The organism is Rhodoferax sp. (assembly GCF_030646845.1).
GTDB lineage: Bacteria > Pseudomonadota > Gammaproteobacteria > Burkholderiales > Burkholderiaceae_C > Rhodoferax.
Window position 1 is genome coordinate 32,770 of sequence record NZ_JAUSLE010000069.1, and the last position, 26,334, is coordinate 59,103.

Genomic DNA, 26,334 nt, shown 5'->3' on the forward strand with positions numbered 1-26,334 from the left:
AGTAAATCATGGGAAGAATTATCGGTATTGATCTGGGCACCACCAACAGCTGCGTGGCCATCATGGAGGGCAACACGCCCAAGGTCATCGAGAACTCTGAAGGTGCGCGCACGACGCCGTCCATCATTGCTTATCAGGAAGACGGGGAAGTGCTGGTCGGTGCATCGGCCAAGCGCCAGGCCGTGACCAACCCCAAGAACACGCTGTACGCGGTGAAGCGCCTGATTGGTCGCAAGTTCGCCGAAAAGGAAGTCCAGAAAGACATCGATCTGATGCCCTACAAGATCGCCGCCGCTGACAATGGCGATGCCTGGGTCGAAGTGCGCGGCAACCGCATGGCCCCCCAGCAGGTCAGCGCCGACGTGCTGCGCAAGATGAAGAAGACCGCCGAAGACTATCTCGGCGAAGAAGTGACTGAAGCCGTCATCACGGTGCCGGCCTATTTCAACGACGCGCAGCGTCAGGCTACCAAAGATGCCGGCCGAATTGCCGGCCTGGATGTCAAGCGCATCATCAACGAGCCGACCGCCGCAGCCTTGGCCTACGGTATGGACAAGAATGAAAAGGGTGACCGGAAGATCGCCGTTTATGACTTGGGCGGCGGCACGTTTGACGTGTCCATCATCGAGATCGCCGACGTTGACGGCGAGAAGCAGTTCGAAGTGCTCTCCACCAACGGCGACACATTCCTGGGTGGCGAAGACTTTGACCAACGCGTCATCGACTACATCATTGCCGAGTTCAAGAAAGAGCAAGGCGTTGATCTGGGCAAGGACGTGCTGGCCCTGCAGCGCCTGAAGGAAGCCGCTGAAAAAGCCAAGATCGAGCTGTCCAGCAGCGCGCAGACTGACATCAACCTGCCCTACGTGACCGCTGATGCCTCTGGTCCCAAGCACTTGAACATCAAGCTGACTCGCGCCAAGCTGGAGTCCCTGGTTGAAGAGCTGATCGAGCGCACGATTGCTCCGATCCGCACCGCGCTCAAGGACGCCGGTGTCAGCGCATCTGACATTGATGACGTCATTCTGGTCGGCGGCATGACCCGCATGCCCAAGGTGCAGGAGAAGGTCAAAGAGTTGTTTGGCAAAGAGCCGCGCAAGGACGTGAACCCCGACGAAGCCGTGGCCGTGGGCGCCGCCATTCAAGGCCAGGTGCTGTCCGGTGACCGCAAGGACGTGTTGCTGCTCGACGTGACGCCTCTGAGCCTGGGTATTGAAACCATGGGCGGTGTCATGACCAAGATGATCACCAAGAACACCACAATCCCGACCAAGTTTGCACAGACCTTCTCGACGGCTGAAGACAACCAGCCCGCTGTGACGATCAAGGTGTTCCAGGGTGAGCGCGAAATCGCCGCCGGCAACAAGATGCTGGGCGAGTTCAACCTGGAAGGCATTCCGCCATCTGCCCGCGGCACGCCACAAATTGAAGTGTCGTTTGACATCGACGCCAACGGCATCTTGCATGTCGGCGCCAAGGACAAGGGCACCGGCAAGGAAAACAAGATCACCATCAAGGCGAACTCCGGTTTGACCGAAGCTGAAATCCAGCAAATGGTGAAGGATGCCGAACTCAACTCGGCCGAAGACAAGAAGAAGCTGGAACTGGTACAGGCCAAAAACCAGGCGGACGCCAGCTTGCACAGCGTCAAGAAGAGCCTGACCGAATACGGCGACAAGCTCGAAGGCGACGAGAAAGCCAAGATCGAAGAGGCGATCAAGCATCTCGAGGAAGCCATCAAGGGCGACGACAAGGCGCACATTGACGAAAAGAGCACCGCTCTGATGACGGTCAGCCAGAAGCTGGGCGAGAAGATGTATGCCGATCAGCAAGCCAAGGAAGCCGCGGCGGCTGGCGCTGGCGATGCGGGTGCCGCAGGCGCCGCGCAGGGGGCTTCTGCCCAAGCCGATGACGACAACGTGGTCGACGCGGAAGTGAAAGAAGTGAAGAAGGGCTAAGCCCTTGCGCTAAACACTGTTCTGAACACTGTTATCAGGCGCCGCGTTGAACACCTCAAATGTTCAACGCGGCGTTTGTATTGAAACCGGGCACTGAGAGACCATGGCTAAAAGAGACTATTACGAAGTTTTGGGTGTTCCCAAGAACGCCTCGGACGAAGAGATCAAAAAGGCCTATCGCAAACATGCGATGAAGCATCACCCTGACCGAAATCAGGGCGAGTCCTCCAAAGCGGCCGAGGAGAAATTCAAGGAGTCCAAGGAAGCCTACGAGATGCTGTCGGACCCGCAAAAGCGCGCGGCCTACGACCAGCACGGCCATGCCGGTGTCGACCCCAACATGCGGGGCGGACCGGGCGGCGAAGGCTACGGTGGATTCGCGGAAGCCTTTGGTGACATTTTTGGTGACATGTTTGGTCAGCAGCGCGGTCGCGCCGGGGGCGGACGACAAGTGTTTCGTGGCGGCGACCTGAGCTATGCCATGGAGGTCACGCTGGAAGAAGCCGCCCGGGGCAAGGATGCCCAGATCCGCATCCCCAGCTGGGACGCGTGCGACACCTGCCACGGCAGTGGCGCCAAACCGGGCACCCAGGCCAAGACCTGTGGCACCTGCAGCGGCTCGGGCGCGGTACAGATGCGCCAGGGGTTTTTCAGTGTGCAGCAAACCTGTCCCACCTGCCGCGGAACCGGCAAGGTGATTCCCGAGCCCTGTACGGCATGCCAGGGGCAAGGCAAGATCAAAAAACAGAAAACCCTGGAAGTCAAGATCCCCGCCGGCATCGATGGCGGCATGCGCATTCGCAGCGCCGGCAACGGCGAGCCTGGCACCAATGGCGGCCCGGCGGGTGACCTGTACATCGAAATCCGCCTCAAGAAACACGACATCTTTGAGCGCGATGGCGACGACATCCATTGCTCGGTGCCCATCAGCATCGTCGCCGCCTCCCTGGGTGGCGAAATTGAGGTGCCCACACTGGCCGGCAAAGCCGCCATCGATATCCCTGAAGGCACACAAACCGGCAAGCAATTCCGGCTGCGTGGCAAAGGCATCAAGGGTGTGCGCTCCAGCTATCCCGGTGATCTGTACTGCCACATTTCGGTGGAGACACCCGTCAAACTGACCGAGCACCAGCGCAAGCTGCTGCGCGAGCTTGACGAATCCCTTAAAAAGGGCGGTAGCAAGCATTCGCCCAGTGGCGACAGCTGGACCAATCGGTTGAAGAGCTTTTTCAGTTGACGAATGTCACGTAGCGTCAGAAAAAGTGACGCCCAGGAATGCCGCGAAGAATTTAAACGACTTCGCGGCATTTTTTTTGTGCATCATGGCGCCATGACATCAATAAAACGAAATCTATCAGCATGAGCGTCAGCATTACCTTTCTGGGCGGCACCGGCACCGTCACTGGCTCCAAGTATCTAGTGCGCCACGATGGCAAGTGCCTGCTGGTGGACTGCGGCCTGTTCCAGGGCTACAAACTGCTTCGCCTGCGCAACTGGACCCCGTTGCCGATCGCGCCGGACCAGATTGACGCAGTCCTGCTGACCCACGCCCATCTGGACCACAGCGGCTACCTGCCCCTGCTCGCCAAAGAGGGCTTCTCGCGCCATGTGTACGCCACCCCCGGCACGCGGGACCTGTGCCGCATCCTGCTGCCCGACAGCGGGCACATTCAGGAAGAAGATGCAGAGTTTGCCAACCGCCACGGCTTCTCCAAACACGCGCCCGCCCTGCCCCTGTATACACGGCAAGATGCGCTGGATTGCCTGCACTTGTTGAAGGCGGTTGAGGTCGGCAAAAGCTTTGCGCCCATCCCGGGCTGGCGGGCCACCTTCTCGTCCGCCGGGCACATCCTGGGCGCGGCCAGTGTGCTGCTGGAAGTGGCCGGACGACGCATTCTGTTCTCGGGCGATCTGGGCCGGCCCGATGACCTGATCATGAATCCGCCCGACGATGCCCCGGCGGCGGACACCGTATTGATCGAGTCCACCTATGGCGACCGCGAGCATCCCGAGGAAGATGTGCTTGCCGAGTTGGGGCCCGCCCTGAAGAAAGTGGCCAAGCGCGGCGGCGTGGCGGTAGTCCCGGTGTTTGCGGTGGGACGCGCGCAGGCCCTGCTGCATGCCATCCGCCTGCTGAAAGCCCGTGGCGATCTGCCCAAGTCGCTCCCCGTCTTTCTGGACAGTCCCATGGCGGTCAACACCACCCATTTGTTTGAACACCATCTGGGAGAGCACCGGCTCAACAAGAGGGATGCGCAGGCACTGACGCGCTCGGCCACCATGGTCAGCAGTACCGATGAGTCGCGTGCCCTGGCACAGCGGCACGGGCCCATGGTGATTCTGTCAGCCAGCGGCATGGCCACCGGCGGGCGCGTGTTGCATCACCTCGCCCTCTACGCCGGCGATCACCGCAACATGATCATCCTGACCGGCTTCCAGGCGCCTGGCACACGCGGCGCTACCCTGGCCAGTGGCGAGAAATCCGTGCGCATTCATGGGCGGGATGTGGAGGTCAACGCCGAAGTCGTGCAGTTGCAGTCGGCCTCAGCGCACGCCGATGCCAGCCAGGTCCTGGCGTGGCTGCGCACCATGCCCCAGGCGCCCGACCAGGTCTATGTGGTTCACGGTGAAATGGGCGCCGCTGATGAACTCCGCAAGCGCATCAAGCATCAACTGGGCTGGCGCGCCACAGTGCCGGAACACGGATCCACCTGGCCCACCTGAGGCAACATGAATAAATTTTTCCGGAAATACTTCGAGTTTGCCGCCGGTACTACGCCGCTGATCGTCACCTTCATCGGTGTCGTGGTCATGATGCTGCTGGTGTTTCCGGCGCTACCGGTCAACGGCGAGTTGATCGATCTGAAGCTGCAATACACCCTGGCCGATATCCAGGTGGCAATGCTGCAATACGGCGCAGAAGGCCGCGCCGTCTACGCGCTGGCCAGCCCCACCGTGGACACCCTGTTTCCTGTGCTGTACGTGACTTTTTTTGCCGGCCTGATCTACCGCTTTCGCCCCGCAGAGCGCCTGTGGGTCATGGCATTCATCCCGGTTTTTGCGGGCCTCTGGGATCTGTGTGAGAACGCACAAATCACCGCGATGCTGCTGCAGTTCCCGGACATCTCGGCCAGCCAGGTGGGCGTGGCGTCTTTCTTCACCACCGTCAAACACATCCTGAGTGCGGTCTACGAACTGACCGCCGTGGTGTTTTTGCTCATGTTCCTGGTACGCCGCCTCAAAAAGGGCTTTGTCTAGAACAGGTCGCCCTGCCCGGCCAATAGCGCGCTGCGAAACTGGCTCACATCGAGCTCCACCCGTTCCCGGTTCATGCCCAGCCGGGCGCAGGTCTTCTCAAAACGCTGCCGAATCAGATCGGCCCACAGCCCGTGGCCTTTCATGCGCGAGGCAAAGTCGCTGTCGTAATCTTTGCCGCCACGCATCTCCTGGATGCGCGCCATTACCCGCGCGGCACGCTGCGGGTAATGCAAGGCCAGCCATTCCTGAAACAAGGGGTTCAGCTCCCAGGGCAGGCGCAGCACCGTGTAGAAAGCGCTGCGCGCACCGGCCTCGTAAGCGGCTGCCAGCACCTGCTCCATGTCATCATTGATGAACGGGATTTGCGGAGCCACACTCACGCCCACCGGCACACCGGCCGCCGCCAGCGTGCGAATGATGCGCAGGCGCCGGTGCGGTGCCGCAGCTCGCGGCTCCAGCTTGCGGGCCAGCTCGCCATCCAGTGTGGTGATGGTGACGTAAACCGCGGCCAGCTTGCGCGCGGCCATTGGCGCCAACAAGTCCAGATCACGCTCGACGCCACTGCCTTTGGTCACCAGCGCCAGCGGGTGATGGCAACTGTGCAGAAGCTCCAGTACGCTGCGGGTGATGCGCAGCTCGCGCTCCAGCGGTTGATAGGCATCAGTGGCCGAGCCAATGACGATTTGCTTGGGCACATAGCTGCGCGCACTCAACTCACGTGCCAGCACGGCAGCCAGATTGCGCTTGGCGATGATCTTGGTTTCAAAGTCCAGCCCGGGAGACAAGTTCAGGTAACTGTGCGTCGGCCGCGCGTAGCAGTACACACAACCATGCTCGCAACCCCGGTACGGATTGAGCCCGTAGTCAAAGTGAATGTCGGGCGAGTCGTTGCGGGAGATGGCGCTTTTGGCATCTTCCAGCGTCACCTCGGTGGCCAGGGGCTGCGGCCCATCGGGCGTGAATTCTTGCAGCGTGCCCCAGCCATCGTCAAACGCGTCGCGCTCCACCGATTCGAATCGATGCGCCAGGCGCGTGGCGGCACCCCGGCCTTTGATGGCATGGAGGGGGATGGCCGTTACGTTCATAAGAAATCTGCCGCTAGCCCACGTCAAATATGCCTAGTTAGCTACTAAACCAATAGCAAACTGGTTGTATCCCTGATGCTGCAATTGGCCATTGCGCCCTGACCAGCCAATGTAAGAACGTACCCAATACACGTAGCCCTACTCGGTGCTGAAGCTATAGTGCAGGTACGAATGGGTTCGCGAACCTGATCCATCAGGCGGACAGAGCGCAACGGGGCAGTGCCGGGTTTCATGGTTTGCTTATACCTGTATTTTTGTACAGTATATTTGATGCCAATCCAAACTGCAAGCCATTCTCAGGAGGAATTCATGACCGTCTTATCCCGCAACGTCCAGATTAATTCGCAAGATTTGCGGTTTGAATTACGTTAACTGGCATGAAGAAAGCTCTATGGCCCACGATCTGGTTGTCGGCAGTCGCATTACTCGCGGCGGGCCTTGCCTCAATTTCGAAAATGGGCTTCTGGTGGTCTTTCTTGATCGTGGCAGGTGCAATCCTCATCAACGGATGGGTTGCGACTTTTGAAGATGACCTACCGGGCGGTTTCAACAATCCCGATGGGACCAGTACGCCACGTTACGCGATTGTTGCGAGCTGGGGCCTTCGGGTACTAGGCGGTGAACTTGCGCTCCTCTGCATTGGTATGCTGGCCCTTCATTTTTTCGGGACACCATGACGGCATTGCTAGTTAACAGGTTGCTCGGCTCGGACACGCAGCCGCAGAATGCCGCTTCGCGGCGCTGGCTGCGTGCCGGGCAGCGCCAACGTTATCCCTCATGAGCGAAGGCCGCGACGTCATCATGCAGCTGTTCGCGCAGCGTGTGAGCAATCCTGCGGCGTGGTTCAGAAACGCGCGAGCGCTCTTTGCAGCAGCACGAGCCGCGAAGGAGCGATGTCTGCATCCGATCGATCCTCTCGACCGCATGGACATGGACCGTGTGGTCTCAATGCTCTATGGCTTCGGTCTTGAGTGTCTGTTGAAGGCGTTGATCGTCTTAGAAGACTTCGGCGATCCACATTCGCCTGACTGGACTCCGGAAGCTGTGTTTCCGAAGAAGCTTGGAACACATGACCTAGAGAAGCTCGCCACCATGGTTGATCCGGAGTTAGCGACCGAGCAGCAGTGGGCGCTGAGGTACTTCACTGAGGCCGCCGTTTGGATGGGCCGGTATCCTTGCTCAAAGGATGGAGAAGAAGGTGGCATCTTCATTGACCCGCGCTTGTTCTCTGTAGCCGAAGAGATTTATGCAAAGTATTCCCAGCGTTTTTCGATCTCTGGGTAGGTGCCGTCCATGAGGGATAACATGTCGTTCAACACGGACGCCTTGCGGCGTCCGCGCGCTGTGCGCGCTCCTGGCGCAAGTCGCCGGTTACCTTCACGTTATAGGGCAGAGCATGCGTTGGCTTGAACTCGGAATTGCAGTGGGAGTAGGCGCTTTGGTCGTGGCGTTTCAGGCGCTGCCGCGCGCTTGGTGTGAGGCACTGAGTGTGCGGGTACTAGCTGCCCTTGTAGTGGGGATCGCGACCCTCGCATATATCCATCTGGTGGATACAGATAGACGTGGAGCAACAGCAGGCCATCGCATGCTCGCTGGTGCTATCGGTGGTTTGGCAATAGCTGCAATAAACGCCGCGCCGACAGAGGGGTACGGGCTTGCGCTGCTGCTTGGCGGAGCGGCGGGATATTTCGGCCGGTATGTGACGAACTATGTCCGGATATAGCCCTATAACAGGCCGCTGCATCCGATCGCCTTTGGCGTCGGCTGAGCGGCGACGTTATTAGAGATCATGAAACCCGTCCTGAGAACAATCTTAATCGTCGGGGTGGCAGTGGTCGCCACGTTCATCGCCACAGCCGCCTACTACAACCAGCGCGTGAGCAAGCAAGTCCTTTCGCTCATGATCGCTGAGGCAGTCCAAATGGAGGCGTACAACGATATAGGACGAGTGGAAGCGTATGACACAGTGGAGGACTTCATTCGCCGAGGGTGCGTGAAAGAGGCACTCCAGCTCGTTCAGGTGCAGCAAAGCTTGCTTCTTGGAGGCATCGCGTATCGCATGGGCGAAAGCGATGACGTCCAGAAAATCGTTCTCGCTAGGAGTGCCGCGGTCGCGGAACGGGCTCGCGCTCAAGCAGCACAGCGCCGAACGCCAGATGTGCCGCGGTGCTCATGATTTCTAACATGCCAGTCGACGCGGATCCACAACAGCAGGCGGCGACTTCGCCGCGAGTGTTGTTGGCCCGGTCATCTTTACGTTAAGCCTCACACAAATACTTCTCGCGGCCCACGCGGTTGATCACAAATGCCACTCTCTAAACCTACGACAGCGCCCTCCGACTTCGACTTCATCATCGGAGAGTGGCAAGTACGACATCGTCGTCTCAATTCAAGGATGACCGGTTGTAACGATTGGACCGAATTCATGGGCACGTCCTGTACACGCAAGATCCTTGGTGGCTTTGGAAATGTCGAGGACAACGTCCTGTACTTGCCCGATGGCGAGGTCAAAGCTGCGGCCTTCCGTTCCTTCGACGAAACCTCACGGAAGTGGGCCATCTGGTGGCTTGACGGTCGGGCCCCACACAACCTTGATGTACCCGTGGTGGGTAGCTTCTCGGGTCCCGTTGGCACATTCTTTGCCAATGACAGTCTGGATGGGAAACCAATCACCGTTCGCTTCATTTGGCACGCCAATCCGGGCAATAACCCAGTCTGGGAGCAGGCATTCTCGGCGGACGGCGGCAAGACTTGGGAGACGAACTGGGTCATGGAGTTTGTGCGCCAGTGGAAAGAACCCATGGTGGGGTGACGATTCGCAGTGACGCCCAACCCTTCCATCAAGAGGACGTTGGGCCTAAAGAAAACCACTCTCAGATAAAGTGGAGAACTCATGTTGCTAAAAACATATCGCGGAAGTTGTCATTGCGGTGCTGTAACTTTCGAGGCCGACCTTGACCTGACCCAAAGCTCATTCCGTTGCAACTGCTCCATATGTCGGCGCACTCGCTTCTGGCCGGCTGTAGTCAAGCCCGAAAACTTTCGTTTACTTACTGGCGAGTCTGAGCTGACACAGTATTTGTTCAACACCAAGAAAAACCATCACTATTTTTGCAGGCACTGCGGCGTTCGCTGCTTTGGCGTCGGCAATGAAACGCCCATCGGCAAAATGTATGGCGTCAATCTTGGGTGTCTCACCGATGTCACAGACGAGGAGCTTGCAAAAGTCCCCATCACTTACGTTGACGGGCTGCATGACAAATGGCAAAGCGAACCGGCATTCTTTAGCCACCTATGAGCGACTCCCCGAATCGCATGACAGAACCCGGAAACGCGCCAACTGCCTCTGCCGTTGCCGACTGGGTTGGCAACGATGCATATAAATACTGGGAAAAAATCACGCAACTGATAGAGCAGAACTACCCAGGCGTTTTCACCCCTGAATGGCTCTACGGCGGAAAGAAACACGGCTGGTCTCTAAGGTACAAAAAGAGCAAATCTTTCTGTACCTTGGTCCCTGAGAAGAAGCGTTTGGCTCTGCTAATAGTTTTCGGAGCAGAAGACCGAGAGAAGGTTGAATCCCTTCGGAAGGGCCTGGCAAAGAAAACCCAAAATGAATACGACCAGGCCACCACCTATCATGACGGAAAATGGCTGCTCCTCGAAATTGACACCGATAGCGTCGTAAAGGATGCCATGCTGCTTCTAGCGGCGAAACGCAGGCCAAAAAATGGAAAAAAAGCATAGCCCTCCAACCCACCGAACGGCTCACAGCCGCCGGTGATCGGCACGTTCAGCCGCCAGTCCAATGCTCACAGTCGACAAACTGAGAATCTACGAACAGTTCGGTGGTGACATCGATGCTTGGGCACGCGCTTCACGCGGCCAGGCAACCACCGGCATGACGGACGAAGACTGGTATCTCATCGATGAGCTGCTCATGGGTCTGGCCGCAGTCAAGACCGGAGTGGCATCGCCGTCGTATGCCCAGCAGGTGGAACAGCGACTACTCGCCATTACGAGCGACCAGGCTACCCGTAACATCCTGCATGAACTCGCCACACGCCGAGGCTCGCACGATGCGGCCTGACCCTTCGCACGCGGCTGGGCTCAAACGTTAACCGTCACATGCCCATCTCCGTGCTCCTCTACACACTCGATCTTTTTGGCGTCGCGGTCTTTGCGGCCAGCGGAGCTCTCGCGGGGGTTGCAGCCCAGCTCGATCTGCTGGGCGTGCTCGTGCTCGCATCCATAACTGCTGTTGGCGGCGGCACCATTCGTGATGTGTTGCTCAGCAGACATCCCATCTTCTGGATCAATGACTCGGGGCCCATCTACACGATCGTTGCTGCGACCACGGTCACTCTTGTCTGGGTCCACTTTCTGCCCATCCCAAGGGATGCCCTGCTCATCGCAGATGCACTTGGTCTTGCCCTGTTTGCCATCTCTGGCGCACAGGTCGCGGAGAAGGCTGGGTGCCGGGCGTTGGTCATTGTTCTGATGGGCACGCTAACCGGCGCAGGCGGCGGAGTTCTCCGTGATCTCTTGTCTGCAAAGGTTCCGCTGATCCTCCGCCAAGATATCTACGCCACTGCGGCCATCGCAGGCATCGCCGTGTACCTCTTGTTGCGAGCGGCAAAGGCACCCACCGCTGGGGCGTTTGCCGCAGGGGTGGTCACGGTGGCAAGCACCCGCCTCGCGGCAATCGCCTTTGAACTAAAGCTCCCCGTCTTCTCTCTGCCCTTGTGACGCCTGACCCTTCCTATAGGGCCTGCCCCAACCGTGCAATGCCCTCCTCGATCTTCGCTACATCCGCCGTAGCGAAACTCAGGCGCAGGGTGGCGGTATCCGGGTTGCTGGCGTAAAACGGCGCGCCGGGCACGAAGGCCACGCCTTTTTCAATCGCCCGTTTGGCAAATTCGCCCGCATCTTTGAGTTTGCCGTTGGCGCCCGTGAGGCGCGCCCAGAAGAACAGGCCGCCGCCGGGCTGGGTGAATTCAATCGCATCACCCAGTTCGCGTTTGAGCGCCTGGCCCATGGCCTGCGCGCGCTCGGCGTACACCTGGCGCACATGGGCCAGCGTGGCGGGCATGCGGCCGGCCTTGAGGTATTGCGCGGCCGTGGCCTGGGCGAAGGTGCTGGTGTGGGCATCGCTGAACTGCTTGCACATGGTGGCACGGGCCAGCAACTCGGGCGGGGCAATCATCCAGCCCACGCGCAGGCCGGGGCTCAACACCTTGCTCAAACTGCCGCAGTGCACCAGCCAGTCGCGACTGCCACTGACCTGGCTGCTCAGCGCCAGGATGCTCGGGGGCGGTGCATCGCCAAAGTACAGGTCACCATAGGGGTCATCTTCCACCACGGGGGTTTTGTACTTGACGGCCAGCGCGAGCACTTTCTTGCGCCGTTCCAGGCTCAGCGTGGCGCCGCTGGGGTTGCCGAACGTGGGGATGAGGTAGACGAACTTGGGCTTGTGCTCGGCGATGAGCTTTTCCAGCTCGTCCACCTTGACGCCGTGTTCGTCGATCGGCGCGCCGATCACCTGCGCGCCATACAGGCGAAAGCACTGGATGGTGGCCAGAAAGGTGGGGGCTTCAACAATCACCTTGTCGCCGGGGTTGATCATGGTCTTGCCGATCAGGTCCAGCGCCTGCTGGCTGCCGGTGGTGACGATCAGGCCCTCTGGCGCGACCGTGACGCCTTTACCGCCCATGAAGGCGGCCAGTTGTTCGCGCAAGGGGTTGTAGCCTTCGGTGGCGCCGTATTGCAGCGCGGCACCGGGCTCCTCGGTCAGCGCCTTGTTGGCGGCTTCCGTGATGCCGGCCACGTCAAACATGGCGGAATCGGGAAAACCGCCGGCAAAGCTGATGATGCCGGGCTTGCCCAGCAGCTTGAAGAGTTCGCGGATGGCGGAGGTTTCGACGTTGTTCAGGCGGTCAGCGAATTGCATGGGGTCTTTCATTTCTTTTTTCCCCACCCGACGATTGGCAGGGAGCTTGCGGTTGTCTTGCCATTATTATTCAGACTGCGTACACCAGAAAGATGCATGAAACCCGCCGATATTGAAGGCTTTTTTGCCACCCTCAAGGCCGCCAACCCGATGCCGGTGACCGAGCTGGAGTACACCTCGGTCTTTGAGTTGCTGGCTGCGGTGTTGCTGTCGGCGCAGGCGACCGACGTCAGTGTCAACAAGGCCACGCGCCGCCTGTTTCCGGTGGCCAACACGCCGCAAAAAATGCTGGCGCTCGGGCTGGACGGCCTGGAGGGCTATATCAAGACCATCGGCCTGTTCCGCAGCAAGGCGCGGCACCTGATGCAGACCTGCCAGATTCTGGTCGAGCAGCATGGCGGCGTGGTGCCGCGCACCCGCGAAGCGCTGCAGGCCCTGCCGGGCGTGGGGCGCAAAACGGCCAACGTCATTCTCAACGTCGCCTTTGGCGAGCCCACCATGGCGGTGGACACCCACCTCTTTCGCCTGGGCAATCGCACCGGCCTGGCGCCGGGCAAAACGCCGCTGGAAGTGGAGCACAAACTGCTCAAGCGCATCCCGCGCGAATATCTGGTGGACGCCCACCACTGGCTCATCCTGCATGGGCGCTATGTGTGTCTGGCGCGCAAACCCTTGTGCTGGCAATGCGCGGTGAGCCAGTATTGCGACTTCAAGGCCAAAACGGTTCGCGAAACGACGCCATCGCGCTGAACGCTGAGCTTGCCCATGGCCCCGATCGACCCCCGTACCGTCATTTTGCTGGCCGCTGTCATGAGCGGCCTGATGGCACTGGTGTTGTATTCGCTCAAGCGCAATTTCCCGGCCTCCATCAAAGGCCTGAGCGAATGGGCCGGGGCGCTGCTCGTGCTCCTGCTCGGGGCCCTGCTGGTGGCCGGACGCGGCAGGTTGCCTGATTTCCTCTCCACCTCGATTTCCAGCTTTCTGCTCTGGTCCGGGCTTTATGTGGCTTATGTTGGCAGCCAGCGCTTTTTGGGTGTCCCGTCGCGCATGGTGCCCTGGATGGTGTTGATCACCGGGGCGCTGCTGGCACAGATCTGGTTCACCTCGGTCGCGCCGAGTTACCACATACGCCTGATTGTGACGACTGTGATGATGGCCTGCCTGTCCGGGGCGCATGCCTGGCTGATATTCAGGCGCGGTTCGATCACGTCTTCCCGGGCGCTGGCTATTGGCGTGTTGCTGTTCCTGTTTGCGGCGCAGATCATGCGCCTGGTGACATCCTTCTCCGAGAACTTTCCGGCTGATGCCGAATTTTTTGACACATCGGCCATGCAGCTGGTCTACATCACCAGCTTTGCTTTTGCCGCTTTGCTGTTCTCCATCAGCATGGTGCTGATGGCCACTGATCAATTGCGCATCGAGCTGGAGCACCTGGCCAACCACGACTCGCTCACCAATGCCCTGACGCGCCGCCATATGGACGAGGCTTGCCGGGGCGAGCTGGAACGTTGCCGCCGCCATGGCCGCAGCATGGCCCTGCTGCTGATGGACATGGACAACTTCAAGGCCGTGAACGACACCTACGGCCATCAGGCCGGCGACCGGGTGCTGGTCGACTTTGTCACCCGGGTCAAGGCCTTGCTGCGCGAGCCGGACCAGCTGGGGCGTTTTGGTGGCGAGGAGTTCATGGCCTTGTTGCCCGAGACCTCGCTGGAAGAAGCCATTCATGTGGCGGAGCGGATTCGCGAACTCTTTGCCGAGGCCAGCGACAAGCCGCATTGCACCGTGAGCATTGGCATCACCACCAACCAGAAAGACACCGATACCGTGGACACGCTGCTGGCGCGCGCCGACGCGGCCCTGTACCGCGCCAAGGCCAACGGACGCAACCGGGTGGAATCCGCTTGACGAGGCCGGCTCAGGCCTGAAGTTCGCTCCAGCCGCCAAACGCCGGTGCCTCACGCGGCCACTGCGCCGCCTGCTCCAGCTGGCGCACACCCTGCGCCAACAAGGATGCGGCCCGAATCACACCGGCATGGGTGATCCACACCGCATCAAGCCCCACGTGGCGGGTCTCGTCCCAGGCACTGGCGATCCGTTGCATGAACTCATGCACGCTCTCCCGGCCGCCAAACCGATGCTCGCCAAACGCGACCATCCAGCGGTCATAGTCGGCTTGCGGGATGGCGTCCCAACGTTGACCCTCAAAGCAGCCAAAGTCCATCTCCACCAGGCGCGCATCGATTCTATAAGCCAAATCAGGCCGCAGCCCCCGTAAACAGTGCGCCAGGCGCTCACATCTTTGTAGCGTCGACGAAACGACAGCAACACCGTTGGGCAGCGCCTGCGCCAATGCCTGGGCCGCCTGCAGCGTGGCCTGCGGCTCGGCCGCCACATCGGTGGCGCCGTAGCAGACACCCGGGGCGATCAGGGGTTGCGCATGGCGCACCAGCCACAGTTTCATGAACGCATCTCCAGCGTCAGAGGCTCACGGCCAGCCCGAGGTAAAACGCCAGTTCACACACCTGTTGCGTGGCGCCCAGGCAGTCGCCGGTAAAGCCCTGCAGACGCCGCCAAAACCAGCGCCCCATCAGCCCCCAGGCCACGGCAGACAACGCCAGTGCCGAGACCAGCGCTTGCAGCAGCACCGTCCCCGGCATCGCAATCGCTATCAAATCAGTAGCTACCTGCGCATATACCACGAGGGCTAGAGCCATAAAGCACCATATAAAGGCGGTGAACAGGCTGACCCCACTGATCTGATCGGCCAGCGGTTTCGATTTGGACCCAGCCGCATCGCCCACATGCGGCATGAGGCGAATCAGCAGCAACGGCCAGGTGCGCGACACCACGTGCGCCAGGAAGAGCGCGCTGCACAGCAGCACAGGGCTCACCGAACCCAGCAGCGCCAGCAATGACACTTTGGCCAGCAGCACCAGCATGAGGGCCATCGCGCCAAACGCCCCCACCCGCGAGTCCTTCATGATGATCAGCGCCCGCTCGCGCTCCGGGCTGCCGCCCAGCCCGTCAAAAACATCGGCCAGGCCATCCTCATGAAACGCGCCCGTCAGCAACACGCCAAATGCGGTACTCCACACGGCGACCACCAGCGGTGAATAGCCGCCCGCGGGCAGGCCCGCCATCAGCAGCGCGGCAAAGCCGGCGACCAGGGCACCCACCAGCCAGCCCACGCCCGGAAAATGCCCGGCACTGGCGCGCAGCATGGCCGGGCTGTAGCCGACCCAGTCGGCCAGCCGCCCGGTCACCGGGATGCGGGTGAAGAACTGCAATGACAGCAGGTAATGCCGACAGGACTGGCGCAAAAAGCTCATGCTGCGGTGGTGTCCGTGGCCGATTTTTCTGACACCCCGGCGGACTCAAAACTGGCCATCTCGCGCAGGATGGTGCAGGCCGACTGCAACAGCGGCCAGGCCAGTGCCGCGCCCGAGCCTTCGCCCAGACGCAGGCCCAGATCCAGCAAGGCCTGCACACCCAGGTGCTGCAGCATGAATTCATGACCGCGCTCGCCCGAACGGTGCGCAAACACGCAGCGCTGCAGCACCAGCGGCTGCAAGGCGTGCGCCACCAGCACGGCCGAGGTGGCGATAAAGCCATCCACCAGCACCACGCGGCGTTCGGCAGCGGCTTGCAGCACGGCCCCCACCATCGTGGCAATCTCGAAACCACCGAGGGCCGCCAGCGCCTCCAGCGGCGCGGTGGCCGACGGATGGCGCGCCAGCACCTCGCGCAGCACCGCGGTTTTGCGTTGTACGGCGGGCGCGTCCAAGCCAGTGCCGGCGCCGGTGCAGACCTCAATGTCCAGCCCGGTCAGGCGGGCCAGCAGCAGCGAAGCGGCCGAGGTGTTGCCAATGCCCATTTCACCCAGCAGCAGTGCGTTGCCGGGCAAGCCTTTGACGATGTCCTGCCCGTTTTGCAGCGCCTGCCGGCATTGCGCTGCGGTCATGGCGGGCTGCATTGAAGAGTCTGCGGTGCCGTTCGCCACCTTGCGCACCAGCAGGCCCGGGCGCTGCGTGCCGGTGGGCAGCCCGGCCAGAAAGTCATGGTTCACGCCGCAATCGACCACCGTGAGGCTGATGCCGTTCTGGCGCGCCAGCACGCTCACGGCGGCGCCACCGGCCAGAAAGTTCTCCACCATCTGCCAGCTCACATCGCTGGGAAACGCCGAGATGCCGCGCGCCGTCAGGCCGTGGTCACCGGCGAACACGACCAGCTGCGGCTGCTCCAGCGCGGGCGACTCGGTGCCCAGAATCTCGCCCAGTTGCAGCGCCAGGGACTCGATCCGACCGAGCGAGCCCAGGGGCTTGGTCTTGTGGTCCAGCTTGTGCTGCAGCGCCTGGGTGAGCACGGGGTTGCGGATGTCAGCCAGGATGGGCAAGGAAGTGGTCATGGGGATGGCTTGGTTAGAGGTTGCGAGCTGGTGATCTTGATGAACGAAAGCGTGAGAAGGAAGACGGTGCGTTTGTACAGAAAGTGGGATTGAAGGCGGGCGATCACGCAATCAAGGCCGACAAAACGCCCGGCTCGAAATGCTGTTCAATGAAATCGGCCAGTCCGTCAAAGACCGAATCCAGCGTCGGTACCGGACCGCCCAGACTCGCGCCAAACAGGGCCTGCAAGGCGGCGGCGTCTTCAAACAGACCATGCAGGTACAAGCCCAACACATTGCCGGCGCCGTTCTGCCAGGCCAGGCCGGCCGGCATGGCAACGCGGGCCACATCGCCGGCTTTCGCCATCGCGGGATGCTGCTGCGTCTGGCCGTGGTGAATTTCGTAGCCGGCCACCTGCACGCCGGCCAGTGCGGCCCACGGATTAGTGGCAGAGGCTAGAGTGCCGGGCTTTGCCATGTCGGCATCGAAGCGTGCCAGCGTGTGCTGCACGGTCTTGTCGGCATCGAACACCGTCACCAAAGGCAACAGCCCCAGGCCGGGTCCGTTGCCGTCAATGCCGTGCGGGTCAATCAATGCCTCGCCCAGCATCTGCAGACCACCGCAAATGCCGAGTACCGCCCCACCCTGCCCGGCGTGGCGGGCTATTGCCGCGTCCAGCCCCTGCTGGCGCAGCCACGCCAGGTCACCGCTGGTGTGCTTGGAGCCCGGCAGGATGATCCAGTCCGCAGGCGCCAGACCGGCCAGTTCAGAAGGACTGCGCACCCATTGCAGCCGCAGGCCGGGGATGTTTTTGAGCGGCTGGAATTCGTCCAGGTTGCTGATGCGCGGGTAGGCGATGACGGCCACCGTGAGCTTGACGGTGCCTGCCACCGTGCTGCGGTCATCAAAAATACCGTCCTCTTCCGGCAGGCCGTGCTGCCACCACATCGGCAGCGTCGCGACCGTGGGCACGCCGGTCAGGTCTCGCAGCATCTGCGGCGCCGGTGCCAGCAAACTCGCATCGCCGCGAAACTTGTTCAACACATAGCCCTTGATCAAGGCGCGCTCGTTTTCGGGCAGCAACGCCCAGGTGCCGTACAGGTGGGCAAAGGCGCCGCCGCGGTCGATGTCGGTCACCAGCAGACAGGCCGCCTTGCTGTGCAACGCCACCCGCATGTTGACGATGTCGCTGTCGTGCAGGTTGATCTCGGCCGGCGAGCCGGCGCCTTCGATCACCACCACGTCGTTCTCGGCCATCAATTCATCGAGTGCAGCGGAAATCACCGGCCACACGCTGGCGCTGCGGCCACGCCACGCCATTTGGGACAGGGCCTCGTCCACCTGCCCCATCAACACCACCTGGCTGTGGGTGTCGCGCTCGGGCTTGAGCAGCAGCGGATTCATGCGCACGTCCGGGATCGCGTTCGCGGCCAGGGACTGAAAGTATTGGGCGCTGCCAATTTCGCCCTGCCCATTGACCGAGGCAACAACCCGTGCGTTGTTGCTCATGTTCTGCGCCTTGAACGGCGCCACTTTAAGCCCTTGGCGCGCGTAGTAGCGGCACAGGGCGGTGGTGAGCCAGCTTTTGCCGGCGCCACTGGTGGTGCCCAGCACCATTACACATTTGGCGGTCATGTCAGGTTCTCGAACTGTGGCTCAGCTTTGGCAAGGCAACCCATTGGTCACCCAGCGCATGAATGGCGATGCGCCCTTCGAACACATCTTCCAGCGCGCGGTGCGTCGCCGTGTCAGCACACGGGCCTTGATGACTGACGCGCCCCTGGCGCAGGATGACCATCTCCTGCGCATGCAGCGCCATGGAAATCTCATGCAGCACACTCACCACCGTTCTGCCCTGCTGGATGAGCCCATGGACCACCGCCAGCCAGTCGGCCTGGTGCGGCGGGTCCAGGTTGGCCAGCGGTTCGTCCATCAGCAGCACCTGCGCCTGCACCGCGAGCGCCCGCGCCAGCAGCGCACGCTGACGCTCGCCGCCCGAGAGTTGGCCCAGGCTACGGGCGCGCCAGTCCCAGGCCTGGGTCGCGCGCAGGGCCTGCTCCACGGCGACGTGGTCGGCGGCACTGGGCGGAGCGAGCCAGGCCTGATGCGGCAGCCGGCCCAGCATGGCCACATCCCACACGGTCAAATCATCACCGGTGGCTTCGTTCTGCCCCAGCCAGGCCAGTTGCTGCGCGCGCAGCCGTCCCGGCATGGTGGCCAGCGGCTGGCCCAGCAGGGTGACCTGCCCCGTGTGGGGCAGCAGTCCGGCCAGCACCTTCAGCAGGGTCGATTTGCCGGCGCCGTTGGGACCCACGATGCTGGTCCAGCGCCCCGCCGGCAAGGCCAGGTCGATGCCGTGCAATACGGGCACATTTCCCAAGCTCGCCGTTATGGAATGGGCGTTGATTGCTATTGAATGCATAGCGTCTGTCACAGGCCTCCCCTTGAGGATGCACGCGTGTTGCGGTGCATCAGCCACAGCAGATAGCCGCCACCCAGCACGGCGGTCAACACGCCCACCGGCAGTTCCTGCGGCGCCATCAGGCCGCGTGCCAGCATGTCGGCGGCCATCAGCAAGGCGCCGCCCATCAGGCTGGACAGCAGGATCAGGCGGCCATGCGTGGTCTTGGTGACCGAGCGCACCAGATGCGGTGCCGCCAGACCGACAAAGGCAATCAGCCCGGTCTGCGCCACGGCCGTGCCGGTGGCCAGCGCCAGCACCGCCACCAGCGCGGCACGCAACTGGGGCAGGGGCAACCCGAGGCTGGCCGCCGTGGCCTCACCGAGCGAGAGGCCGTCCAGCACATGGCTGAGCATCCAGGCGACCACCATGCAGACCAGCCACACGACCGCCATCACGGCGCAGGCGGTCCAGCCGACATAGCCGGTGCTGCCAAGCATGAAGGCCTGCATGGCCTGCATCACCTCGGGCACCATCAGCATGGTGAGTGACGCCAATGCGCCCAGCACCACGCCCACAATGACCCCGGCCAGCAGCAGGCGCAGCGTGTGCTGTACGCCCTGGGCCAGCACCAGTGTCAGCAGCACGGCACCGACCGCACCGGCGAATGCCGCACCGGTCAGCCCCAGGCGCACCAGCCATTGCGTCGCAAAAGGCGACACGCCAAAGAACACCAGGGCCAGGGCCACCCCCAGTGAGGCGCCCGACGCACTGCCCAACAAATAGGGATCCGCCAGCGGGTTGCGAAAAAGCCCTTGCGCCACGGCGCCGGCCAGGCCCAGCAAGGCACCCGCCGCCCAGGCGCCCAGGGTGCGCGGCAGGCGAATGTCCCACACGATCTGCAGCGCCACCGGATCGCTCCAGGCGTTAAAAACGCTCTCCAGTCCGGTGCTTCCCACCAGAACACCCAGGACCAGCAGCGCCACGCTGGCCAGCAACAGGCCCACGCCCAGCCAGGAGGCGATCCGTTGCTGGCGGAGGATCTCGGTCACGGCGTGCGGCCCGCCATCTCTTGCAGGCACTGCGCCATGATGCGGGCGCCCTCTGCCATGCGCGGGCCAGGCCGCACCAGCGCATCGGACTGGGCCGCGCTGAAGACACACACCCGGCGCTCCCGGATGGCGCGCATGCCGGACCAGCCGGGGCGACCGTCCATCCCAGCGTAGTTGCGGTCGCCGACCATGATCACATCAGGGTTGGCGCGCACCACGAATTCGGGGTTGAGTTTGGGGAACGGCCCCAGATGGCCGGGCACAATATTCCGGGCACCCAGGCGCGTCAGGGTCTCGCCGATGAAGGACGCCGCACCGGCGGCATAGGGTGCGCTGTTGACTTCAAAATACACCCGCGTCTGCTTGACGCTGGCGGGCAGCGATTGCGCTGCCGCCAGCACGCCGGCATCAATCACCCGCCAGACCTGTTGGGCATCTGGCACTTCCAGCAGTTGGCCAAGCGTCTGCAGCACGCGCTTCACATCGGCATGGCTCATGGGCTCCAGCGCCACCACCTTGATGCCCAGCGACTGCAATCGGTCGCCGACCCGTGACGACGTGGCCATCAGCACCACGTCGGGCTTCAGTGCCACGATGGCTTCAATGTTCGGGTCCAGCCCGCCGCCCACCTGCGGCAAGCTGCGCACACTAAGGGGGAAGTCGGAATAGCGGTCCACCCCGACCAGCCGCTGGCATTGTCCCAGGGCACACACGGTCTCGGTCAGCGACGGCAGCAGACTGACAATGCGCTGCGGCGGCTGGGCAAACGTGACAGTCACGCCGCGCTCATCCGTGACTTGCAGGGCGTGCGCAACGCCGGCACCCGTCACAGCGGTGAATACCGTGAGGGCAACCAGGGTGACCCAGCGCGGCAACCGTTTGCGGCCCAGCATCTTCATTCGGCATCTTTCAAATTGAGTGGCAAACCGGCCACCATCAGGGTGACGCGCTGACACACGCGGGCCACGTCCTGGTTGAGCCGACCCAATGCGTCAACAAACGCCCGCACTTGCGCTCCCATCGGAATCACGCCCATGCCGATCTCGTTGCCCACCAGCACCACGGGGCCGGGTGCTTGGGTAATTGCTTCCAAAAGCATAGCTACTGGCGCACTATTGACGGGGGCTAGAGGCTGATTTGATTCAAACTCCTGGTTCACGGGCATAAGCTGGTTGGTCAGCCACAAGGTCAGACAATCCACCACCACCAGCGTGTCGGCGCGACTGTATTGCGTCATGGTTTGAGCGAGCGCCAGCGGTTCCTCCACCGTTTCCATGCCCGGCACCCGCAGGGCCCGGTCCGCCTGATGGCGATGGATGCGCTGGCGCATCTCCTCATCGCCGGGCTGGCCCGTGGCAATCAGCACGGCCCGGTGGCTGGCCGATGTCCCCAGCCAGGTTTGTGCCAGCAACTCGGCACGGCGCGACTTGCCGCTTCTCTGGCCGCCCAGAATCAGCTCGCTGTACGCCAGTTGCAGTTCGGTGTTATCCATGCGCAAGACTCCAATCCATCACGATGCGGTGCAGTTGTGCCACGCCGTCCGTCAGCGCGGCGGGGCCTGGCTGCAGAATATCGGCCGACTTGATTTCAAACAGTTGCCGGTTTTTGACCGCATTCACGGTTTCCCACCCCGGGCGTACCGCCACCTTCTCGGGCCGGAATTTCTTGCCGCACCAGGAGCCGATGATGATGTCGGGGTTGCGCCGCACGATCTCGGCGCCATCGGCAATGATGCGGTTCTTGCCCAGGGACTGGGTTGCGAGTTCAGGAAAGCAATCGTCGCCGCCCGCGATGCCCATCAGCTCGGACACCCAGCGGATGGCGCTGATGTGGGGTTCGTCCCATTCCTCGAAGAAGATTTTGGGCCGGCGCGCCAAGGCAGCCGCGGCACGCTGAATGTCAGCCAGTTGCTGCTGCATCTCCTTGATCAGCACCAATCCGCGCTCGCCCTGCCCCACCATGGCCGCTACCTGGTACAGCATGGAAAAAATCTCGGCCACGCTGCGCTGGTTGAACACGGTCACCTGCACACCGTGGCGAATCAGCGCGGCAGCGATGTCGGCCTGCAGGTCGGAAAAGCCGAACACGCAATCCGGCTCGAGCGCCAGGATCTTGTCGATCTTTGCGCTCAAAAATGCACTGACCCGTGGCTTCTCTGTCCGGGCCCGCGCCGGTCGCACCGTGTAGCCAGAGATGCCCACGATGCGCCGCTCCTCGCCCAGCAAATACAGCCACTCAGTCGTTTCCTCGGTCAGGCAGACGATGCGCTGCGGGCCCAGACTTGCCGTAGACATTTCATCGCCTGCCATATTTGACCTTCCGTGACTTTTATGTGCGGCTTTGTCACCCGCCTTAGAACTTGACCCTTACCGACGCCGTGACGGTCCGACCAGGCTCCGGATAAATGGACGTGGTGACACCCGCGGTACAGCCATAAGCCTGGGTGTAGTACTTTTCATCGGTCAGATTCGCAACACCCACTGCGAACTCGGCATTGCGATACTGGTAGGCATAACGCAGGTCCACCGTTGCATAGCTGGGCATTTTGCAGGCGTTGGCAAAGTCAGGGCTCTGCTCGGCCACCCAGTTCACGCCGCCGTCCAGCGTATGCCCTGGCGCCGGACGCCAGTTCGCTCTTGCCCCAATGGTTTGGCCGGGCACCAGCGCCATGTCCTTGCCCGCGTAGGCGCCTGCGGTGAACGTGGCCTGCCGCAGGGCAGCGTTCAAACGCACGTCCAGTGAAGGGCTGAGCGCCTGCTTGACTTCCAGTTCCAGCCCCTGTCTTTGTGTTGGGTCGAAGTTGATATTGGCGCCGTAGGGGCCATAGGGGCCGAATGCTGTGGGGTCATATCCAATCTCATTGGTGAGGTCATGGCGATACCAGCGAACGTCCACCCCGCCCGCGGCCAGCTTCCAGCGCGCGCCCAACTCAAAATCCCTTGAAGTCTGGGCCTTCAGAGGCACACCCGGCGTGCTGAACGAAAACTCGTCCACGTTGGCCAGCCGAAAGCTGCTGCCCACGCGGCCGTAGACCGTCACATTCCTGGTCACCGGCTGACTCACACCCACATCCCATGCGTTCTGACGCTCATCCAATGCGGTCACGGACGAGGCTTCTGTCTTCTTCATCCCTTCGCTGCGCCAGCCCACGCTCAGCCGCGTACCCGTCGAAGCAAAGGTCAGGTCGTCTTTCAGGTAATACGCCGACGATCGGGCCGTTGCCAGGGTGCCAACTGGGGTGAAGGTGGACTGCGTGATCGTCCTGTCCCAGGCACCGTCGTCGTACCCGATCACGAAGACATTGGCATCAGCGCCAAACTTCCCTTCGTGCCGGGCTCGCAAACTGTAATTCGATGCATCCACGTTGTAAGAATACGGGCTTGCATAGTTGACGCTCACAAGCTCTTTGGAACGCTGGTTGGCGTCACCCGCCAATTGCCAACTGCCCAAAGTGGCCTCGAAAAAAACGCCGGCGTTTTCTTTCTTGGTGGAGACATGGTCAGTCCTGGAACTGGCCCGACTCGGATCCGCCTGATACGGATCGGCGGCGTATGCCGCAGCCGACAACGCGCCCGGCAAACCACTCTCCATCGAATTTCGACCCGCCCGGGCCCCCAGGCGCAACCATGCGTTGCTCCATTGGCCCGTCGCCGCCAGGCTGTCGGAGCTGGATGCGAAATTCTGCCGGTGCCCGTCGCTGCGGCGATCATCGGCCGACACGTCCATCGAAAAGCCACCTGAGGCCAGCACCGCACTGGCGCGGAGGTCCTGCAGACCGTTGCTGCCGGCAGCACCATACAGCCGGGCGGAATTGACTCTTTGCGCGGCCGTTGCCGCTTTGGTCGTCACGACGATGACGCCCCCTGTCGCGCCTTCTCCGTACAACACAGCGCCGGTACCGCGCAAGACCTCAATCTTGTCCACCGACTCAATCGGAATGGAGGCCAGTCCGGCACTCGAAAGGTCTGCTTCGTTGAGACGCAAACCATCAACAATCACAAGCTGATTGCTGTTGGCCGTCACGCCAAAGCCGCGCAGATCCAGTGTGTAGTTATTGCCGCCCGAGGTATCCAGGCGTCCGGGAACACCCAGCAGCTTCATCACCGCCTCATTGACAGAGTTGACGCCCGAGGCCTGGATCTCGTCAGCGGAAATCACGCTGACGCCGAACGGCAGCGAGGCAGCCGGCTCCGCGAAACGGGTTGCCGTCACCACGACATCTTTGAGTTGGGTTTGGGCAAACGAAGGAAATGCAGCGGCCAAGGCCAGGGGAAGTACCGCGAGGCGTGCACAGCTAAGACTAGTTTTCATGGGTAAAAGTACTATCAACAAAAAGCCCTCACCGTCGTCCCCGACAGTGCATGAGCGTCACGGCTGCACGCAGGCGTGCAGCCACCTTGTTGGCCGGTATCCGGGCTGGTGGAACAACCTCCATCGCCTTCCCAAGCGCGTGTTCAAAACGCTCAGTGGCCGTGATGGAAGCGGAATCGCGGGGGATTCGTCCACTTACCGTTGCGGGGGCAGCGCAGGTTAGGTCAGCTGTTGCCAGCATCACCCTCCTGCTTCCCGTTGAACTGCGGCGTGTGAACCACACCGCGAGCACCAACCCGGCGATTTTACAGCCGTTCGCTTTCGCAAACCCTACAATGCGGGGCTATGTCGAACCAGTCCCAAATCGACCAAATTGCCGAGCGTGTCGAGCGTCTGCTCGTGCGCTATGAAGAGTTGCAGCGCACCAACGCATTGCTCAGCGCGCAGGTCGAATCCCTTTCCCAGGAACGCGATTCCCTCAAATCCCGGCTCGGTGCGGCGCGCGCACGGGTCGATGCGCTGCTGGAGCGCCTGCCTGACGCGACGGGCCGCAGCACGCATAAAGGCAATGTATGAAACAACTCGAAGTACAAATCATGGGGCAAAGCTATCTGCTGGGTTGCCCCGATGGCGGAGACTCCCGCCTGCTGGAAGCCGTCGAACGCGTGGACACCGCCATGTGCAAAATCCGGGATGGGGGCAAAGTCAGGGCACGTGACCGCATTGCCGTGCTGGCCGCGCTGAATCTGGCATTTGATCTGGCAGACCGTGGGACCACCGCACCGCAGGCACCCGCCCCAGCGCACTCCCGAAGCCTGCAGTCTGAGGCGGCAAATGACCAGCCGCCAGCAGACAACGACGTGCTGCTCACTTCCCTGCTGGAACGCCTGGATGTTGCCTTGGGCGAGGACGGCCGGCTGATCTAGCCAAGGCATTGGCCGGGCGCAAAACCAGGTAGTCAGCCCATGCGTTGATGCAAGTCAATGCACTACAGGGCCAGAGGCCCGAAGCTGTGATTTCACATCTTTGGGGGGATCGCCATGCCATGCAAAAAAACGACCTTTCTCCAGTGCACGGCATGGGCACTGGCTGTCGTTTTGACACACAGCGACGCCACCGCACAGACACTCCCTTATTCAAGACAGACTTTCTGGGAAGACACCCGGGCCGTCAAGTGGGAGACCGGCCTGCTGTTTGGTGGCGCCATCGTCTTTGGCTCAAAGAACTGGAATTGGGGCAGCAGCCACTCGTTCAGAACCACCTCCGAGGGATGGTTCGGACCCGACACCGAGTCGGGGGGCGCCGACAAACTGGGGCATGCCTTTTCCGCCTACCTGATCACCAATGGTCTTACCGAGCAGTTGCTGCGCCAGGGACGAAGTCCCGAACGCGGCGCGCTGACCGCCGTCGTCATCACCCAGGCGTTGATGCTTGGGGTGGAGATTCTTGACGGCTATTCGGTAGACCACGGCTGGTCCACGGAAGACGTCGTGATGAACATGCTGGGCTCGGGCACGGCGTACTGGCGTCAGGTGACGCCGGGCGTACGTGACAAACTGGATTTCCGGCTGGAATACACGCCAACAGGGTACAAGGGCGGCAACCCGATTTCGGACTACGCTGGTCACAAGTACGTGCTGGCGCTGAAACTCGCCGGCTTCAATGGGACGCGAGACACGCCGTTGCGTTACCTTGAGTTGCAGACAGGCTACTACACGCGCGGATTCAGCCGGGAGGAGCAGCTTGACGGCGTGGGCCGTAGCCGTCGCGGCTTCATAGGCATTGGGCTGAATCTGTCCGAGCTGCTGTTCGGTCAGCGCGCAAGCAACGAAAGTGGCGCGCTGCGCGGCGGGCGATTTTTTCTCGAGCACATTCAATTGCCCGCGACAGCGACTCGTTCAGAGTGGTGAAAAACTCACGTGGGAGTTTCC

Annotated in this window: 29 protein-coding genes and 1 riboswitch; of the genes, 17 read left to right on the top strand and 12 right to left on the bottom strand. The window is 61.7% G+C overall.

The window, feature by feature from the left end:
- Positions 1 to 8 precede the first annotated feature (8 nt).
- The 4 genes from dnaK to Q7T10_RS17240 all read left to right on the top strand — a co-directional run bounded on the left by dnaK (position 9) and on the right by Q7T10_RS17240 (position 5,216).
- A complete protein-coding gene (dnaK, locus tag Q7T10_RS17225) occupies positions 9 to 1,958 on the top strand; it encodes a molecular chaperone DnaK (protein ID WP_304750600.1) in 1,950 nt (649 codons plus the stop codon).
- 103 nt (positions 1,959 to 2,061) lie between these two features.
- Positions 2,062 to 3,195: a molecular chaperone DnaJ gene (gene dnaJ, locus Q7T10_RS17230; protein WP_304750602.1), complete on the top strand. Its 1,134-nt coding sequence runs from the start codon at positions 2,062 to 2,064 to the stop codon at positions 3,193 to 3,195.
- Positions 3,196 to 3,317: 122 nt separating this feature from the next.
- Positions 3,318 to 4,682, top strand: coding sequence for an MBL fold metallo-hydrolase (locus Q7T10_RS17235; protein ID WP_304750604.1), 1,365 nt, complete (start codon positions 3,318 to 3,320; stop codon positions 4,680 to 4,682).
- 6 nt (positions 4,683 to 4,688) lie between these two features.
- Complete coding sequence (locus Q7T10_RS17240) at positions 4,689 to 5,216, top strand: hypothetical protein (protein WP_304750606.1); 528 nt, start codon at positions 4,689 to 4,691, stop codon at positions 5,214 to 5,216.
- Here the strand turns inward: Q7T10_RS17240 and Q7T10_RS17245 are convergent.
- The gene (locus Q7T10_RS17245) at positions 5,213 to 6,301 is read right to left on the bottom strand and encodes a PA0069 family radical SAM protein (RefSeq protein WP_304750608.1); all 1,089 of its coding nucleotides are present in this window, start codon (positions 6,299 to 6,301) and stop codon (positions 5,213 to 5,215) included. The genes Q7T10_RS17240 and Q7T10_RS17245 overlap by 4 nt on opposite strands.
- Positions 6,302 to 6,678: 377 nt before the next feature.
- On the opposite strand from Q7T10_RS17245, the gene Q7T10_RS17250 reads away from it, so the two are divergent.
- From Q7T10_RS17250 to Q7T10_RS17285, 8 genes are all read left to right on the top strand, one after another.
- The gene (locus Q7T10_RS17250) at positions 6,679 to 6,978 is read left to right on the top strand and encodes a hypothetical protein (protein ID WP_304750610.1); all 300 of its coding nucleotides are present in this window, start codon (positions 6,679 to 6,681) and stop codon (positions 6,976 to 6,978) included.
- A gap of 100 nt (positions 6,979 to 7,078) precedes the next feature.
- A complete protein-coding gene (locus Q7T10_RS17255) occupies positions 7,079 to 7,585 on the top strand; it encodes a hypothetical protein (protein WP_304750612.1) in 507 nt (168 codons plus the stop codon).
- Between the two features lie 505 nt (positions 7,586 to 8,090).
- Positions 8,091 to 8,477 carry a hypothetical protein gene (locus tag Q7T10_RS17260; protein ID WP_304750613.1) on the top strand — a complete coding sequence of 129 codons (387 nt, stop codon included), beginning with the start codon at positions 8,091 to 8,093 and terminating at the stop codon, positions 8,475 to 8,477.
- A 249-nt stretch (positions 8,478 to 8,726) separates the two neighbouring features.
- A complete protein-coding gene (locus Q7T10_RS17265) occupies positions 8,727 to 9,113 on the top strand; it encodes a DUF1579 domain-containing protein (RefSeq protein WP_304750615.1) in 387 nt (128 codons plus the stop codon).
- 84 nt (positions 9,114 to 9,197) lie between these two features.
- A complete protein-coding gene (locus tag Q7T10_RS17270) occupies positions 9,198 to 9,599 on the top strand; it encodes a GFA family protein (protein ID WP_304750819.1) in 402 nt (133 codons plus the stop codon).
- Positions 9,596 to 10,048: a DUF3788 domain-containing protein gene (locus Q7T10_RS17275; protein WP_304750617.1), complete on the top strand. Its 453-nt coding sequence runs from the start codon at positions 9,596 to 9,598 to the stop codon at positions 10,046 to 10,048. Before Q7T10_RS17270 ends, Q7T10_RS17275 begins: the two co-directional genes overlap by 4 nt.
- A gap of 61 nt (positions 10,049 to 10,109) precedes the next feature.
- Positions 10,110 to 10,391, top strand: a complete 282-nt coding sequence (locus tag Q7T10_RS17280) for a hypothetical protein (RefSeq protein ID WP_304750619.1) — start codon at positions 10,110 to 10,112, stop codon at positions 10,389 to 10,391.
- A gap of 38 nt (positions 10,392 to 10,429) precedes the next feature.
- Entirely contained in the window at positions 10,430 to 11,050 is a 621-nt protein-coding gene (locus Q7T10_RS17285) for a trimeric intracellular cation channel family protein (protein ID WP_370653787.1), read from the top strand.
- A gap of 13 nt (positions 11,051 to 11,063) precedes the next feature.
- Here the strand turns inward: Q7T10_RS17285 and Q7T10_RS17290 are convergent, their stop codons facing one another.
- Positions 11,064 to 12,251 (bottom strand): PLP-dependent aminotransferase family protein, encoded by a 1,188-nt coding sequence (locus Q7T10_RS17290; protein ID WP_304750621.1) that lies wholly within the window; start codon positions 12,249 to 12,251, stop codon positions 11,064 to 11,066.
- Positions 12,252 to 12,347: 96 nt separating this feature from the next.
- Between Q7T10_RS17290 and nth the strand changes: the two genes are divergently transcribed.
- Positions 12,348 to 13,001, top strand: coding sequence for an endonuclease III (gene nth, locus Q7T10_RS17295; protein ID WP_304750622.1), 654 nt, complete (start codon positions 12,348 to 12,350; stop codon positions 12,999 to 13,001).
- Positions 13,002 to 13,016: 15 nt separating this feature from the next.
- Complete coding sequence (locus Q7T10_RS17300) at positions 13,017 to 14,159, top strand: GGDEF domain-containing protein (RefSeq protein ID WP_304750623.1); 1,143 nt, start codon at positions 13,017 to 13,019, stop codon at positions 14,157 to 14,159.
- Positions 14,160 to 14,169: 10 nt separating this feature from the next.
- On the opposite strand, the gene Q7T10_RS17305 is transcribed toward Q7T10_RS17300, so the two are convergent.
- From Q7T10_RS17305 to Q7T10_RS17350, 10 genes are all read right to left on the bottom strand, one after another.
- The gene (locus tag Q7T10_RS17305) at positions 14,170 to 14,715 is read right to left on the bottom strand and encodes a histidine phosphatase family protein (protein ID WP_304750625.1); all 546 of its coding nucleotides are present in this window, start codon (positions 14,713 to 14,715) and stop codon (positions 14,170 to 14,172) included.
- Positions 14,716 to 14,731: 16 nt separating this feature from the next.
- Complete coding sequence (locus Q7T10_RS17310; protein ID WP_304750626.1) at positions 14,732 to 15,583, bottom strand: adenosylcobinamide-GDP ribazoletransferase; 852 nt, start codon at positions 15,581 to 15,583, stop codon at positions 14,732 to 14,734.
- Positions 15,580 to 16,659, bottom strand: a complete 1,080-nt coding sequence (gene cobT / locus Q7T10_RS17315) for a nicotinate-nucleotide--dimethylbenzimidazole phosphoribosyltransferase (protein ID WP_304750628.1) — start codon at positions 16,657 to 16,659, stop codon at positions 15,580 to 15,582. Before cobT ends, Q7T10_RS17310 begins: the two co-directional genes overlap by 4 nt.
- Positions 16,660 to 16,762: 103 nt before the next feature.
- Positions 16,763 to 18,274 carry a cobyric acid synthase gene (locus tag Q7T10_RS17320; RefSeq protein ID WP_304750629.1) on the bottom strand — a complete coding sequence of 504 codons (1,512 nt, stop codon included), beginning with the start codon at positions 18,272 to 18,274 and terminating at the stop codon, positions 16,763 to 16,765.
- 1 nt (position 18,275) lies between these two features.
- Complete coding sequence (locus tag Q7T10_RS17325) at positions 18,276 to 19,061, bottom strand: ABC transporter ATP-binding protein (protein WP_304750630.1); 786 nt, start codon at positions 19,059 to 19,061, stop codon at positions 18,276 to 18,278.
- 8 nt (positions 19,062 to 19,069) lie between these two features.
- Entirely contained in the window at positions 19,070 to 20,092 is a 1,023-nt protein-coding gene (locus tag Q7T10_RS17330; RefSeq protein WP_304750632.1) for an iron ABC transporter permease, read from the bottom strand.
- Entirely contained in the window at positions 20,089 to 20,991 is a 903-nt protein-coding gene (locus Q7T10_RS17335; protein WP_304750634.1) for an ABC transporter substrate-binding protein, read from the bottom strand. The genes Q7T10_RS17330 and Q7T10_RS17335 overlap by 4 nt, the downstream gene beginning before the upstream one ends.
- Positions 20,988 to 21,584 (bottom strand): bifunctional adenosylcobinamide kinase/adenosylcobinamide-phosphate guanylyltransferase, encoded by a 597-nt coding sequence (locus Q7T10_RS17340; protein ID WP_304750635.1) that lies wholly within the window; start codon positions 21,582 to 21,584, stop codon positions 20,988 to 20,990. Before Q7T10_RS17340 ends, Q7T10_RS17335 begins: the two co-directional genes overlap by 4 nt.
- A complete protein-coding gene (locus tag Q7T10_RS17345; protein WP_304750637.1) occupies positions 21,577 to 22,386 on the bottom strand; it encodes an ABC transporter substrate-binding protein in 810 nt (269 codons plus the stop codon). The genes Q7T10_RS17340 and Q7T10_RS17345 overlap by 8 nt, the downstream gene beginning before the upstream one ends.
- A gap of 58 nt (positions 22,387 to 22,444) precedes the next feature.
- Positions 22,445 to 24,403: a TonB-dependent receptor gene (locus Q7T10_RS17350; protein ID WP_304750639.1), complete on the bottom strand. Its 1,959-nt coding sequence runs from the start codon at positions 24,401 to 24,403 to the stop codon at positions 22,445 to 22,447.
- A gap of 73 nt (positions 24,404 to 24,476) precedes the next feature.
- Positions 24,477 to 24,714, bottom strand: a riboswitch (cobalamin riboswitch).
- 34 nt (positions 24,715 to 24,748) lie between these two features.
- Here Q7T10_RS17350 and Q7T10_RS17355 point away from each other — a divergent pair.
- The 3 genes from Q7T10_RS17355 to Q7T10_RS17365 all read left to right on the top strand — a co-directional run bounded on the left by Q7T10_RS17355 (position 24,749) and on the right by Q7T10_RS17365 (position 26,313).
- Complete coding sequence (locus tag Q7T10_RS17355; protein WP_304750641.1) at positions 24,749 to 24,979, top strand: DUF904 domain-containing protein; 231 nt, start codon at positions 24,749 to 24,751, stop codon at positions 24,977 to 24,979.
- Positions 24,976 to 25,329 (top strand): cell division protein ZapA, encoded by a 354-nt coding sequence (locus tag Q7T10_RS17360; protein ID WP_304750643.1) that lies wholly within the window; start codon positions 24,976 to 24,978, stop codon positions 25,327 to 25,329. The genes Q7T10_RS17355 and Q7T10_RS17360 overlap by 4 nt, the downstream gene beginning before the upstream one ends.
- A gap of 114 nt (positions 25,330 to 25,443) precedes the next feature.
- Complete coding sequence (locus tag Q7T10_RS17365; protein WP_304750645.1) at positions 25,444 to 26,313, top strand: DUF2279 domain-containing protein; 870 nt, start codon at positions 25,444 to 25,446, stop codon at positions 26,311 to 26,313.
- Positions 26,314 to 26,334 lie beyond the last annotated feature (21 nt).